Here is a 13415-nt window from a genome sequence, read left to right as displayed (position 1 = left end):
CTGTTCGGCGGCGCCGGTGCCGCGGTTAGCGCACGTCGCCGAACTTGCGCACGACCCAGCGGCTGATGCCCATCAGCACTGCGCCGAGCACGATCGTGATCGCCGAGAGCGTGAGGAAGAACGCGCGCTCGGCGGTCGCGTCGTTAGGGTCATAGAGCGAGCCGAGCACGCCGGAAAGTGCGGTGCCCATGGATATCGACATGAGCCACACCGCGAAGAGGCGGGACTTGAATGCCTCCGGCGCCACCTTGGTGGCCAGGGAGTTGCCGACGGGGGAGAGCAGCAGCTCGCCGACGGTGAACAGGAAGAGGATCAGCACAAGCACCCACAGCGGCGTCGACTGTGGCCCCTTGCCCACGTAGGGCAGGAAGAGGAACAGTGACAGGCCGATGACGATGTTGGCCACGCCGAACTTCGTCGCCGAGGCCCACTGCCGGTCACCCAACTTCGTCCACAGCGTGGCGAAGACGGGGGAGAACAGGATGATGAACAGCGGGTTGAACGACTGCACCTGCGCCGGGGTGAACTCCCAGCCGAACAGGTGGAGGTCGGCGCGCTGGTCCGAGTAGACCGCCACGACGGTGAACTGAGACTGGAAGATGGCGAAGAAGGCCACCGACCCGACGAGCAGGGGGATGTAGCCGGTCAGGCGCGATTTCTCGTGCGCGGTGACCTCGTCGGAGCGGAACATCTCGCGCAGCAGCACGACGGTGGCGATCAGGGCGATGGTGAAGACGACCCAGGACAGGGAGTCGAGCGGGAGCACGCCGGTGGTCAGCGCGATGACGAACGCGGCGACGACGACGGCCGCGCCGATGCCCCACTTCGCCCAGTCCGAGCGCGGCAGCGGGTTGGGGATCTCGGAGCCCGCCTCACCGATGGAGGACTTGCGCATGAGCGTGTACTGGATCAGGCCCAGCGCCATGCCGATGGCGGCGAGGCCGAAGCCCCAGTGGAAGCCGGCTTTGCCCCACACCGCGCCGGTGACCATCGGGCCGAGCAGGCCACCGATGTTGACGGCCATGTAGAAGATGGAGAAGCCAGCGTCGCGGCGCGGATCCTCGCGCGTGTAGAGGTCGCCGAGGACCACCTGGGAGGACGTCTTCACGCCACCGGAGCCGATGCCCACGCAGACGAGGCCGAGGGCGAGGCCGGTCGCGCCCGGGATGAGGGCGAGGCAGATGTGGCCGATCATCACCAGGATCGCGGAGTAGTACAGGGTGCGCTCCGCGCCGAGGAGGCGGTCACCCACGAAAGAGGCGACGAGCGCCATCATGAAGACGAAGCCGCCGTAGGCGCCGACGAGGCTCAGGGCCGTCGACTGGTCGATGCCCAAGCCGCCGTCCGTGGTGGCGTAGTACATGTAGAACGCCAGGAGGGCCTGCATACCGTAGAAGCTGAAGCGCTCCCACAGCTCGATGCCGAAGAGGTTGGCCAGGCCCCAGGGTTGGCCGAAGAATTTGCGCTCGGTGCCCGCTTGCGCCGGCCCGGGCTGGATTTGGGTGCTCATGGATCAATAAAATACGTCGGCGCGTATGGATTCCCAAGACGGCCGTCCGCCTAGGGGCCGAGGAGGCCAATGGGGACAACCCATTACCGTTCGCCGACCTCCGCGATCGTTCCAGTTGGCGCAACGAGGAGGAGACCGACGGGGGTCGCCGTATTGACTCGTCCAAACCTGGGCGAAGTGTCGAGCCAAACCTGGGCAAAGTGTCGAGCCAAACCTGGGCGAAGTGTCGAGCCAAACCTGGGCAAAGTGTCGAGTAGATGCGCGCGAACTAGGCTCAGTTCCCATGACGCGCTACTTGGGAACCGAGACCGAATACGGCATCACCTGCCCCGACAACCCGCAGATCAGCCCGCTGGTGACGTCGACGCACGCGGTGGTGGCCTACGCGGCGCTGCGCACCCAGGCCCGCACGCGCTGGGATTACGCGGAGGAGGCGCCCCTGAAGGACACCCGCGGCTTCGACCTGCAGCGCTACCGCAGCGTGCCCGTCGTCGACGCGAACGCGATCGGGGTCGCCAATGTCGTCGTCGCCAACGGGGCGCGCTACTACGTGGACCACGGCCACCCGGAGTACTCCAGCCCGGAGTGCTCGAACGCCTTCGACGCGATGGTCTACGACGCCGCCGGCGACATCATCTTGAACGACGCCGCCGCGGACATCCGCAGCCTATGGGACCAGCAGGTCTCCGTGCTGGCCAAGCACGACCCGTGCCCGCCGCTGAAGTTCTACAAGAACAACGTCGACGGTAAGGGCCGCTCCTACGGCAGCCACGAGAACTACCAGTACTCGCGCCACACCAACTTCGAGCGCCTCACCGCCGCGCTCATCCCGTTCTTTGTCACCCGCCAGGTCATCATTGGCGCGGGCCGCGTCGGCATCGGCCAGGCCTCGGAGCGCCCCGGCTTCCAGATCTCGCAGCGCGCGGACTACTTCGAGCAGGAGGTCTCGCTGGAGACGACGCTCAACCGCGGCATCGTGAACACCCGAGACGAGCCGCACGCGCCGGAGGAGGAGTTCCGCCGCCTCCACGTCATCGTCGGCGACGCCAACATGAGCCAGACCTCCACCTTCCTCAAGCTCGGCATGACCTCGCTCGTCCTCGACGCGATCGAGGACGACGTCGACTTCGCCGACCTGCGCCTGGCCAACCCGGTCGAGGAAATCAAGGCAGTCAGCCACGACCCCTCGCTCGCCCACGAGCTCTTGCTTGACGACGGCCGAAGGCTCACCGCCGTGAACCTCCTCCGTGAATACCGGAAGCGGTGCCGGGCGCGAAGCGACGTCGATACGCAAGTGCTCGAGACATGGGGCGAGATCCTCGACGACCTCGAGCGCGACCCGCTGTCCACGGCCGACCGGCTCGACTGGACGGCGAAGTGGGCGCTCGTGCGGCGCTTCGAGGAGCGCGGCGCGAGCCAGGCCAAGCTGCAGGCACTCGACCTGCATTACGCGGACATCGACACGGCGAGCTCGCTCTACCACGCGCTCGTGCGCAAGGGGGCGATGCGCACGCTGGTCGGCGCCGACACGATCGCGCACGCCGCGGCGCACCCGCCGGAGGACACGCGCGCGTACTTCCGCGGCGTGGCGGGGGAGAAGTTCGGCGCGGACCTCACGGCCTCAAACTGGCAGTCGATGCTGTTCACCGTGGACGGCGAGCTCTACCGGGTGCCGCTGGACATGGTCGGCGAGCACACGAAGGCGGACGTCGGCGAGCTCATCGAGCGCTCCGGCTCGGCCCGCGAGCTGCTTTCGGGCCTGGGGCTCATCGCCAAGTTGTAGGGTTTGACGTATGGCTACGCAACAGACACACGCCGCCGGCGGCGGCAACCGCGACGAGGGCGGGGACGACTTCGACGCGGGCCAGGCCCAGATCAACACCAGCGGCACGGAGGACTTGCTCGACGAGATCGACGCGCTGCTCGACTCGAACGCCGAGGAGTTCGTGAAGTCCTTCGTGCAAAAGGGCGGGCAGTAGGCGCATGGCCACCGGGTACCCGCGCCGCATCATGGGCGTGGAAACGGAGTTCGGCATCGCCGCGTACGACGGCGCGCGCCAGGTGCTCGCGCCCGAGGAAATCGCCCGCTACCTGTTCCGCCCCGTGGTGGCCGCGCACCGCAGCTCGAACGTCTACGTCGGTAACGCAGCCCGGCTCTACCTCGACGTCGGCTCGCACCCCGAGTACGCCACCGCGGAGTGCGACTCGCTCTCGCAGCTGCTCGCGCACGACAAGGCGGGCGAGCGCATCTTCGTCGGGTTGGCCAAGACCGCGGACGAGGCGCTGCGCGCCGACGGCGTCGGCGGCGCGACGTACCTGTTCAAGAACAACGTCGACTCGCGCGGCAACTCCTACGGGACCCACGAGAACTACCTGGTCAGCCGCGAGCTGGCGCTGAAGTCGTTCGGTCAGCAGTTCCTGCCGTTCCTCATCACCCGCCAGCTCATCTGTGGCGCAGGCAAGATCGCCGGCGGCCGCTTCCTCATCTCCCAGCGCGCCGACCAGGTGTGGGAGGGCGTCTCGTCGGCGACGACGCGCACGCGCCCGATTATCAACACCCGCGACGAGCCGCACGGGGACTCGCACCGGTTCCGCCGCATGCACGTCATTGTGGGCGACTCGAACATGTCCGAGCCGACGTTCGCGCTGAAGGTCGGCTCGATGCTGCTGGTCATCGAGATGCTCGAGGCCGGCTTCGACCTGCCGGACATGGAGCTTTCCGACCCGATCTCGCACATCCGGGACATTGCCGCCGACCCGGCGGGCAGCACGGCGCTCGACCTCTCCGCCGGCGGAACCGTTACCGCGCTGGAGGTGCAGCGCCGCACGCTCGAGGCAGCGACGCGCTGGCTCGCCGTGCGCCCCGACGAGGGCACGCCGAACGAGGAGATGGCCCGGGTCGTCGAGCTGTGGGGCAGGGTGCTCGACGCGATTGAGACCCAGGACTTCTCGGGCGTGGACCAGGAGATCGACTGGGTGATCAAGCGCAGGTTGCTGGAGCAGGTGAAAGACAAGCTCGGCTGCGGGTGGGGCCACCCGAAGCTCGCGCAGGTGGACCTCACCTACCACGACATCGACCCGGACCGCGGCCTGTTCTACCTGCTGCAGCGCAAGGGCCTGGCGAAGCGCTGGATCACGGACGCGGACATCGAGCGCGCCGTCGCGGCCCCGCCGGAGACCACCCGCGCGGCGATCCGCGGAGAATTCCTGGACGCCGTGCGCGAGCGCGGTCTTGCGCATAATGTCGACTGGGTGAACCTCAAGGTCAACCGTTTAGAGCCGCGCACGGTCGAGCTGCTCGACCCGTTCGCCGCCACCGACCCCGCCGCGGCGGAGCTCATCGACTGGGTTCGCCAGCAGCCGGCGGAGGAGTAGTACGCCGTGGCCAACGACAACGACATGGTCGTGCGCCAAGTTGGGCTCACCTTCGCGTTGCTCGCCTCGCCGGGCAAGCGCGACGTGGCTTGGGTGCAGGCGCATGTCGATGGCTACGGCGGTCGCACCCGGGACGCGGCCGCCCACCTCCTCGACCGCGACGTGCGCGATCTGCGCCGCCTCGGCGTCCCCGCCCGCTACGTCGACGGTGAGGTCTGGGTGAACAAGGACCTCTACGAGTTGCCGCCCGTCGACCTCACCCCGGAGGAGGCGTCCGTCGTCGGGCTCGCCGCCGACCTGAGCAAGCCGGGCTCGCTCGGCGAGTTCGCCCGCTCGGGGTGGACAAAGCTCGCCGCCTCCGGCGCCACCCGCGGGAACGAATCGACCGCACTGTCGTCGGTGTCCAACGACATCTTCCAGCTGCGCCCCGAGACGCTGCGCGACATCGTCGCCTGCGCGGAGGCGAAGCAACGCATGTCCTTCGACTTCGTGCGCGCCCCCGGTAAGGAGCCGGAGCGGCGCGAGGTGGACCCGTGGGGCGTGGTGTCGCTGAACAACCGGGCTTACTTCGTCGGCTACGACATCGACCGCGGCGCGGAGCGCGTGTTCCGGGTGAAGAAGATCTCGCGGGTGAAGAAGGTAAAGCACGCGGACGCGTTCCACGAGCCGACGCGCCCGCTGCAGCAGATCGTGGAGGAGTCGCTGCGCGGCGAGACGGTCGACGCCACCGTGCGGGTCACCGTCGGCGTCGGCGACGAGCTCGCGGCGCGCGGCACCCGCGACGGGGAGACCATCACCCTTACCGGGGTGGATCGCGACTGGGCGGTGCGCGCGATTGCGGCGCTTGCCGGCAACGTGGTCTCGGTGGAGCCGGATGGGGTGCGGGACGACGTCGTCAAGCTACTGCGCGCTGCCGCGGAAAGGGGCGAGTGATGGGCAACGAACTCCAGCGCCAGGAGCGGGTGGTGCGCCTGCTCAACCTGCTGGCCTACGCGTCGAACCACCCCGGGCTCACGCCGCTCGAGATCGCCCGGGACCTCGGCGCGGACCCGATGCAGGTGCGCGACGACTTCAACCTGCTGTTCCTCTCCGGCGTGGGCACCGGGCCGGGGGAGATGATCGACCTCGAGTACTCCTGGAAGGGCGTGCACATTGTCGACGACCAGGGGATGACCACGCCGCTGCGCCTCGCCCCCGCGGAGGCGAGCGCGCTGCTCGTCCTACTCGATTCCCTCGAGACGATGCCCGGCCTCGTCGACGCCAGCGCGGTGCGCTCGGCCGCCGCGAAAATCCGGGCGGTGGCGAACTCGCGCGGCGTGAGCGACGCGGAACATCCCACGGAGGCCGGCATCGCGGTCACTATCGCCGACGCGCTCGCGCAGCGCCGCCCGCTCGAGGTGACGTACTACTCGGCGTCCTCCGACGCCACCACGCGCCGCCGCATCGCCCCGGCGAACCTCTTCCACGAGTCCGGCAACACCTACCTGCGCGCCGCCGAGGCGGGGGAGATGAAGACGTTCCGGCTCGACCGGATCAAGGACGCGTTGCTTCTCGACGCTCCTTCGGGCCCCGCCGAGCCCAACACCGGCGCCGCCGGCCCGGCGTTCGACCCCGCCGACCCGTTTGGCATGGCCGGGCGGGCCCAGGCGCGGCTGCTCATCCACCCGGACGCGACGTGGCTGGCGGACTACTGGGAAATCGAGCTCGAACCCGCACGAACTTCCGGGGACGGGGGCGCCGACGACGTGGACGGCGGCCGCGAATCCGCTGCGTGGATCCCCGCCACAATGCGCTACGGCAGCGAGGATTGGCTGGTGAGGTTCTGCCTCGGGCAGGCGGACCGGGTGCGCATCGTCGAACCGGAGGAGTTGGCCGCGGAGGTGGTGGCGCGCGCGAGGCGGGCGATCGAGGCGTTACACTGATAAGCCTTAACGTCCGTTGTTGAAAGGAATGCCATGCCGAACCTCGGTTGGACGGAACTCCTCATCATCCTCTTCGTCGTGCTGCTACTGTTCGGCGCGAACAAGCTCCCGGACCTCGCGCGCTCGATGGGCCGCTCCGCGCGCATCTTCAAGTCCGAGGTCAAGGAGATGCGCAACGACGACGAGCAGCCGGCGGCCCCCCAGCAGCACCAGATCGAGTCCGCGACCGCGCAGGAGACCCGCAGCGCCGCGCAGGACGCCGACTTCTGGGAGCGCCCGGAGAACCAGCCGCGCTAGACCCGCCTGATGGCACGCACGAAAAAGAAGAGGCCGAAGAACCCGACCGGCGAGATGACGCTGGTGGAGCACCTCCAGGAGCTCCGCCAGCGCATCATCGTGTCGCTTGTCGCCGTCACCGTCGGCACCGTCATCGGCTTCATCTGGTACCAGAGCGCGCCGCCGCACATCATGTCGCTCGGGGAGATCATCAGGGGGCCGTACTGCAACTTGCCGAGTGACCTGCGCGCGGACTTCACCGGCGAAGGGGAGTGCCGGCTGCTGGCCACGAGCCCGTTTGAGATGTTCATGCTGCGCCTCAAGGTGGGTGCGCTCGCGGGCGTGGTGCTCGCGTCGCCGGTGTGGCTCACGGAGATCTGGAAGTTCATCACCCCCGGCCTGCACAAGAACGAGCGCCGCTACACCCTCACCTTTGTCACGCTCGCCGTCGTGCTCTTCGTCGCCGGCGCGCTGCTCGCGTACTTCGTGCTGGATAAGGGACTCTACGTGCTTATGTCCATGGGCTCGGAGGTCCAGGTCGCGGCGCTGACCGGCGGGGAGTACTACAGCTTCCTCATCGCCCTCATCGTCATCTTCGGCGTGAGCTTCGAGGTGCCGCTCGTCATCGTCATGCTCAACCTCGTCGGCGTGCTGCGCTACGAGCACGTCAAGGACAAGCGGCGCGGCATCATCGTGCTCATCTTCATCTTCGCCGCGGTGATGACGCCGGGGCAGGATCCGTTCTCGATGGTCGCGCTCGCCCTGTCCATCTGCGTGCTCGTCGAGGCGGCGTTCCAGTTCTGTCGCGTCCACGACCGGAAGCGCAACGAGGAACGCCCCGCGTGGATGGACCTCGACGACGAGGAAGCCTCCGGGCCGATCGAGGCGCCGGCGCCGATCGGTACGGCGGGGCGCATCACAGCGGAGCCCATCGAGGCGCCCGCCCCGATTCGCTCGGCGCCCGCGCGGCGGCCGGGAGGCGCGGATACGCAACGCGCGCCGAAACAAGGCTTCGAGGGCGGGGCCGATTTCGGCGACGTACTCTAGGGGGCATGCTTTCCCCCGAGAACTCAACGACCTTCCTGAGCGAATTCGCGAACGCGAAGCCGTTCGAGCTCGACGACTTCCAGCTCCGCGCCTGCGCTGCGGTCGAGGAGGATCGGGGGGTACTCGTCTGCGCGCCGACCGGATCGGGCAAGACGATCGTCGGGGAGTTCGCGGTGGCGCTCGCGCTGCGGCGGGGGACGAAGTGCTTCTACACCACGCCGATTAAGGCGCTGAGCAACCAGAAGTACCACGACCTCGTCGCCGAGCACGGCGCGGACGCGGTGGGGCTGCTCACCGGCGATACCAGCATCAACGGCTCGGCGGAGATCGTGGTGATGACCACCGAGGTCCTGCGCAACATGCTCTACGCGGAGTCGCCCCAGCTCGACCGGCTCACGCACGTGGTCATGGACGAGATCCACTACCTCGCGGACCGCGAGCGCGGCGCGGTGTGGGAGGAGATCATCCTCAACCTCGACGACTCGGTGAGCGTCATCGGCCTGTCTGCGACCGTGTCCAACTCGGAGGAGTTCGGCGAGTGGCTCGCGGCGGTACGCGGCGACACCGAGGTCATCGTCTCCGAGCACCGCCCGGTGCCGCTGAGCCAGTACATGATGGTCGGGCGCAAGATGCTCCCGCTGTTCGAGCCGGGGTCTGACGGGCGCGTCAACCACGCACTCGAGCACGCCATTGAGCGCGTCGAGGCCGGCTCCTCCGATGAGGGCCGCCGCGACTTCGAGGAGGGCCGAGGCTTTCGCTCCCGCTCGCGCGGCGGGCGCAGCGGCCGCACCCGCGGCCAGGACAAGGTCCGCCCGGTCGGCCGGCCGGAGACCGTTTCCGTGCTGCAGGGCCAGGACATGCTCCCAGCGATCGTCTTCATCTTCTCCCGCGCCGGCTGCGACGGCGCCCTGTTCCAGTGCCTGCGCTCGCGCAAGGAGCTGACCACGCCGGAGGAGCGGGAGCTCATCGCAACGCTTATCGACGAAGGCGTGACCGGCATCCCCGACGAAGACCTCGAGGTGCTCAACTTCCGCCAGCTGCGCACCGCCTGGATGCGTGGCTTCGCGGCCCACCACGCCGGCCTGCTGCCCGCGTTCAAGCACATCGTCGAGCAGCTGTTCGTCCGCGGCCTAGTCAAGGTCGTCTTCGCCACCGAGACGCTCGCGCTGGGCATCAATATGCCGGCGCGCACCGTCGTGCTGGAGAAGCTGGTGAAGTTCAACGGCGAGGCCCACGTAGACCTTACGCCCGGCCAGTACACGCAGCTCACCGGGCGCGCTGGACGCCGCGGCATCGACCACATCGGCAACGCAGTCGTGCAGTGGGCGCCGGCGATGGACCCGCACGAGGTGGCCGGGCTCGCGTCGACACGCACGTACCCGCTCATCTCCCAGTTCCAGCCCGGCTACAACATGGCCATCAACATGCTGGCCATGAACGGCTACGAGGATTCGATCCGCCTCATCGAGCAGTCCTTCGCCCAGTTCCAAACCGACCGCTCCGTGGTCGGCGAGGTGCGCGACATCGAGCGGCTCCAGGCGAAGGTGCGTGAGCTGCGCGCCGCCCTCGAACGCGACATCGCGCGCTTCGCCCCGCCGTCGGACGACCCCGCGGCCGAGCTCGTCGAGTACTCGCAGCTGCGCCGGGACCTCAGCGACGCGGAGAAGAAGGCGCGGCGCGACGCGCTGGACAGCCGACAGACCGAGACGGTGCGCGTGCTCGGCCGCCTCCAGGTCGGCGAGGTCATCGCCCTGCCCGGCAAGCGCTCGCCCGAACTCGCCGCCGTGGTCCAGGCGGCGGGCAAGCCGAACGACCCCCGGCCGTGGGTGACTACCGAGCGCGGCTGGTCCGGCCGCATCGACGCCGCCTCGTTCCGCAACCCGCCCGTCGTGGTGGGGCGCATCAAGGTTCCGCGCCACATGCAGGACCAGCCGCGCAAGCACGCCCGCAAGGTCGCCGACATGCTGCACCGCGGCCACTTCAACGCGCCGAAGCGCCTGCGCGAGGAGGCGCGGGTGCGGCCGAACAAGCAGGTCACCGCGTTGCGCGAGGCGATCCGCAACCACCCCGTGCACGCCTGGCCGGCCCACGAGCGCGAGCTACTCGCCCGCACCGCGGAGGAGATCGTGCGCGAGGAGCGCCGGCTCGCCGCGGTGGAGCGCCGCATCGACGACTCGACGGACTCGTTGGGACGCACCTTCGAGCGCATCATCGGGCTGCTCGCGGAGATGGACTACGTCGAGATTGTCGGCGGCGAACCGCAGGTGACCGACGAGGGCGAGCGCCTGTCGCGCATCCACAGCGTGTCGGACCTGCTCGTCGCGCAGTGCCTCAAGCGCGGCATCTGGGACGGGCTCGACCCGGCGGAGCTCGCGGGGGTGGCCTCGATGGTGGTCTTCGAGAACCGGCGCGCCACCGGGGGCTCGCCGGAAGCCGCCACCGACGCGATGGCGGACGCGATGAACGAGACGATGCGCGTATACAACGAGCTCGTGTCCGACGAGCAGCGCCATCGCCTGCCCGCCACGCGTCTGCCCGACCCGGGCTTTAGCCTCTCCGTCCACCAGTGGACCGCGGGCGCGCCGCTCGGCTACGCGCTCGCCGCGGCGGCGGAATCCGGCGCAGAGCTCACCCCGGGCGACTTCGTGCGCTGGTGCCGGCAGGTGATCGACCTGCTCGAGCAGATCAAGAAGACCGGCTACTCCGAGCAGATCCGGGACAACGCCAACCGGGCGGTGGACGCGATCCGCCGCGGCGTGGTGGCCATCGGCAACTAGCCCAGCCGGCGCTATCCCAATTGGCACTATCCCAATTGGTGCAGTGCGTCGGCGGGCCCGTTCGGCCCCGCCGGCCACAGCGCGACGGTGGACAGGCGCAGGTTGCGCCCGCCGGGGTTGAGGATGAGCGACTGCAGCCCGATGACGCGCCCGCCGACGAGCACCGGGCCCCCGGAATCGCCCTTGACGGCGGGCGGGTCGGCGTAGACGAAGCCCGCGGGGCGCACGCGCGTGGCGAAGGTGCACGAGTACGACACCGGCAGTTCGCCGAGGAACACGCCCGGGCGCGCGGCGGGCGCGGCGGCGCGGGCGCCGAAACCGAACGTGACCGTGCGGCTCAGCGGCCGCGGGGAGGGACCGAGCGGCAAGGGCTGGGCCGCGACGCGACGCGCGAGCCGCACGAGGGCGATGTCGGTGCCGGCGAGGACCTGGGTGGAGGCGGAGGGGACCGTGAGGCCGTCGATACGCACCTGCACCTGCGAGCGTCCCGGGCGGAAGAAGTGGGCGCACGTGGCCACGATGTCGGGGGCGATGAGCACCCCCGAGCAGTACCCGGCCCCCGAGGCGGTGAGGCGCGCGATCGATCGGGGCAGGGCGGAAGGCACGCGGCTCATGGTAGCGCTCTAGCATGGCCGCATGAGTGTCTTTGATGCAAGCGTGTACCGGGCGCGGCGGGCCAGCGCCGTCGAGCTGGTGAACGACCGGGCGATGGGCGGGCTGGTGATCGGCACCGGCGCGGAGTTCGCCTTCCTCACCGGATCGTTCGCTTCCTCGCACGAGCGCCTCACCGCGCTCGTGGTCGCGCCGGACGGGCTGCGGGTGGTCGCCCCGCTGACGGACATCGGCTCGCTCGGGCTCGGCGGCGCGGACGACGTCGAGGTGGTCGGCTGGCGCGACGGCGAAGACCCGTACGAGCTCGTCGCCGAGGTGCTCGGCGGGGGCGAGGTGGGGCTGGGCTCGTCGCTCACGGCGGACCACGTATTCGCGCTCCAGGCGCGCGTGGCGGACACCGTCCTCGCCTCCGACGCGGTGGCGGAGCTGTTCATGGTGAAAGACCCGCTCGAGGTCGAGCAGCTCGCCGCGGCGGGCGCGGCGATCGACCGGGTGCACGAGCGCGCGGCCGCGCTCCTCGTGCCTGGGACCACCGAGCGCGAGGTGGCGGCGCAGCTCGAGGCGATAATCCTCGAGGAGCACGAACGCGTCGAATTCGTCATCGTCGGCTCCGGCCCGAACGGCGCCAACCCGCACCACGACTTCTCCGACCGCGTCCTCGCGGCGGGCGACCCGGTCGTGGTGGACCTCGGCGGCGCGCTCGCCTCGGGCTACCAGTCCGACTGCACGCGCACCCACGTCGTCGGCGGCGCCGACGCCGCCCCGGCCGAGTTCCGCGAGGCGTACGCCGTGCTCGAGCGTGCCTTCGACGCCGCGTGCGCTGCGGCGCGGCCGGGCATCACGGCAGGCGAGCTCGACGCCGCGGCGCGCGACGTCATCGCGGAGGCCGGCTACGGCGAGTGCTTCACGCACCGCCTCGGCCACGGCATCGGCCTAGCCGGCCACGAGCAGCCGTTCATCATCGCCGGCAGCGACACCGTCCTGCGCGAAGGCATGGCGTTTTCCATCGAGCCGGGCATCTACGTGCCGGGCAAATGGGGCGCGCGCATCGAGGACATCGTCGTGCTCACCGAGGGCGGCGTCGAGCACCTCAACACCACGGGCCACGGGCTGGGAGAGGCGCGTGCGTAGCGCGGCCGCAGCGGCGGCGCGCCCTGGTACTGTCCTGCTCCTCGGCGCGCGCAGCGACATCGGCGGCGAGGTGACTGCCCGCGTGTGCGCCGGCCGGGAGGTCGTGCTCGCGGCCAGGGGCGGGGCGGGCCTGGGGGACGTCGAGAAGCGGCTGCTCGACGCCGGGGCCGCGGGCGTGCGCGCGGTGGACTTTGACGCGACTGATCTGGAGTCGCACCGCCGCGTCGTGCGCGAGGCGGGCGAGGTGACCACGGCGATCGTCGCGTTCGGCATCCTCGGCGACCAGGCGCTCGCGGAGCGCGACGAGCGTGAGGCGGCGCGTATCGCTGCCGTCGACTACCTCGCGCAGGTCTCCATGCTCACCGTCCTCGCGGACGAGATGGAGCGCGGCGAGATCTACGCGTTTTCCTCCATCGCCGGGTGGCGGCCGCGGCGCGCGAACTACGTCTACGGCTCGACGAAGGCCGGCCTCGACGCGTTCTGCCAGGGGCTCATGGACCGGCTCCACGGCACGTCGCTGCACCTCATCCTCGCCCGCCCCGGTTTCGTCATCGGGTCCATGACGGAGGGGATGAAGCCGGCGGTGATGTCGGTGACGCCGGACGTGGTCGCGGACGCCGTTGTCGCCGCCGCGGGCAAGGGGAGAAGCGCGACGGTGTGGATCCCGCGCCGCCTCGCCGCACTCGCGGCGGTCATGCGGATCGTGCCGCGCCCAATCTGGCGGCGGATGCCGAGATAGCGGGCGTGCCCGGGTACCCTCGTGCC

At 69.8% G+C, this 13415-nt stretch carries 12 protein-coding genes; 10 read left to right on the top strand and 2 right to left on the bottom strand.

Features of this window, described 5'->3' with window-relative positions:
• Window positions 1-25: 25 nt before the first annotated feature.
• Window positions 26-1510, bottom strand: coding sequence for a peptide MFS transporter (locus tag CJEDD_RS06625; RefSeq protein ID WP_042405747.1), 1485 nt, complete (start codon window positions 1508-1510; stop codon window positions 26-28).
• A gap of 283 nt (window positions 1511-1793) precedes the next feature.
• Here CJEDD_RS06625 and dop point away from each other — a divergent pair, with 283 nt between their 5' ends.
• Genes dop through CJEDD_RS06585 form a run of 8 tightly spaced genes read left to right on the top strand, consistent with a single transcriptional unit; the run spans window position 1794 to window position 10907 of the window.
• Window positions 1794-3293 carry a depupylase/deamidase Dop gene (dop, locus tag CJEDD_RS06620; protein ID WP_042405749.1) on the top strand — a complete coding sequence of 500 codons (1500 nt, stop codon included), beginning with the start codon at window positions 1794-1796 and terminating at the stop codon, window positions 3291-3293.
• Window positions 3294-3303: 10 nt separating this feature from the next.
• Complete coding sequence (locus CJEDD_RS06615; RefSeq protein ID WP_042405752.1) at window positions 3304-3489, top strand: ubiquitin-like protein Pup; 186 nt, start codon at window positions 3304-3306, stop codon at window positions 3487-3489.
• A gap of 4 nt (window positions 3490-3493) precedes the next feature.
• Complete coding sequence (gene pafA / locus CJEDD_RS06610) at window positions 3494-4885, top strand: Pup--protein ligase (RefSeq protein ID WP_042405755.1); 1392 nt, start codon at window positions 3494-3496, stop codon at window positions 4883-4885.
• 6 nt (window positions 4886-4891) lie between these two features.
• Window positions 4892-5818, top strand: coding sequence for a helix-turn-helix transcriptional regulator (locus CJEDD_RS06605; RefSeq protein ID WP_052333730.1), 927 nt, complete (start codon window positions 4892-4894; stop codon window positions 5816-5818).
• Window positions 5818-6807: a helix-turn-helix transcriptional regulator gene (locus tag CJEDD_RS06600; protein ID WP_042405757.1), complete on the top strand. Its 990-nt coding sequence runs from the start codon at window positions 5818-5820 to the stop codon at window positions 6805-6807. The genes CJEDD_RS06605 and CJEDD_RS06600 overlap by 1 nt, the downstream gene beginning before the upstream one ends.
• Before the next feature lie 33 nt (window positions 6808-6840).
• Window positions 6841-7104, top strand: a complete 264-nt coding sequence (gene tatA, locus CJEDD_RS06595; RefSeq protein ID WP_042405758.1) for a Sec-independent protein translocase subunit TatA — start codon at window positions 6841-6843, stop codon at window positions 7102-7104.
• 54 nt (window positions 7105-7158) lie between these two features.
• Window positions 7159-8130 carry a twin-arginine translocase subunit TatC gene (gene tatC, locus CJEDD_RS06590; RefSeq protein ID WP_081764487.1) on the top strand — a complete coding sequence of 324 codons (972 nt, stop codon included), beginning with the start codon at window positions 7159-7161 and terminating at the stop codon, window positions 8128-8130.
• A gap of 5 nt (window positions 8131-8135) precedes the next feature.
• Complete coding sequence (locus tag CJEDD_RS06585; protein ID WP_042405760.1) at window positions 8136-10907, top strand: DEAD/DEAH box helicase; 2772 nt, start codon at window positions 8136-8138, stop codon at window positions 10905-10907.
• 26 nt (window positions 10908-10933) lie between these two features.
• Here the strand turns inward: CJEDD_RS06585 and CJEDD_RS06580 are convergent, their stop codons facing one another.
• Window positions 10934-11512, bottom strand: coding sequence for a trypsin-like serine peptidase (locus tag CJEDD_RS06580; RefSeq protein WP_273657447.1), 579 nt, complete (start codon window positions 11510-11512; stop codon window positions 10934-10936).
• Window positions 11513-11543: 31 nt separating this feature from the next.
• On the opposite strand from CJEDD_RS06580, the gene CJEDD_RS06575 reads away from it, so the two are divergent.
• Together CJEDD_RS06575 and CJEDD_RS06570 are read left to right on the top strand one after the other, a co-directional pair.
• On the top strand, window positions 11544-12650 hold the full coding sequence (locus CJEDD_RS06575) for a M24 family metallopeptidase (RefSeq protein WP_052333891.1): 1107 nt from the start codon (window positions 11544-11546) through the stop codon (window positions 12648-12650).
• Complete coding sequence (locus tag CJEDD_RS06570; RefSeq protein ID WP_273657445.1) at window positions 12643-13389, top strand: SDR family NAD(P)-dependent oxidoreductase; 747 nt, start codon at window positions 12643-12645, stop codon at window positions 13387-13389. Before CJEDD_RS06575 ends, CJEDD_RS06570 begins: the two co-directional genes overlap by 8 nt.
• Window positions 13390-13415 lie beyond the last annotated feature (26 nt).

It is taken from the genome of Corynebacterium jeddahense, from assembly GCF_028609865.1.
Lineage (GTDB): Bacteria > Actinomycetota > Actinomycetes > Mycobacteriales > Mycobacteriaceae > Corynebacterium > Corynebacterium jeddahense.
Note: the sequence above shows the minus strand (reverse complement) of the source record. Positions and strands in the feature narration are given on the sequence as shown.

Coding starts and splice junctions, on each gene's coding strand:
- CJEDD_RS06585 (WP_042405760.1), top strand. CDS start 8,136: ATGCTTTCCCCCGAGAACTCAACGACCTTCCTGAGCGAATTCGCGAAC.
- pafA (WP_042405755.1), top strand. CDS start 3,494: ATGGCCACCGGGTACCCGCGCCGCATCATGGGCGTGGAAACGGAGTTC.
- CJEDD_RS06625 (WP_042405747.1), bottom strand. CDS start 1,510: ATGAGCACCCAAATCCAGCCCGGGCCGGCGCAAGCGGGCACCGAGCGC.
- CJEDD_RS06575 (WP_052333891.1), top strand. CDS start 11,544: ATGAGTGTCTTTGATGCAAGCGTGTACCGGGCGCGGCGGGCCAGCGCC.
- tatA (WP_042405758.1), top strand. CDS start 6,841: ATGCCGAACCTCGGTTGGACGGAACTCCTCATCATCCTCTTCGTCGTG.
- CJEDD_RS06615 (WP_042405752.1), top strand. CDS start 3,304: ATGGCTACGCAACAGACACACGCCGCCGGCGGCGGCAACCGCGACGAG.
- CJEDD_RS06600 (WP_042405757.1), top strand. CDS start 5,818: ATGGGCAACGAACTCCAGCGCCAGGAGCGGGTGGTGCGCCTGCTCAAC.
- tatC (WP_081764487.1), top strand. CDS start 7,159: ATGACGCTGGTGGAGCACCTCCAGGAGCTCCGCCAGCGCATCATCGTG.
- dop (WP_042405749.1), top strand. CDS start 1,794: ATGACGCGCTACTTGGGAACCGAGACCGAATACGGCATCACCTGCCCC.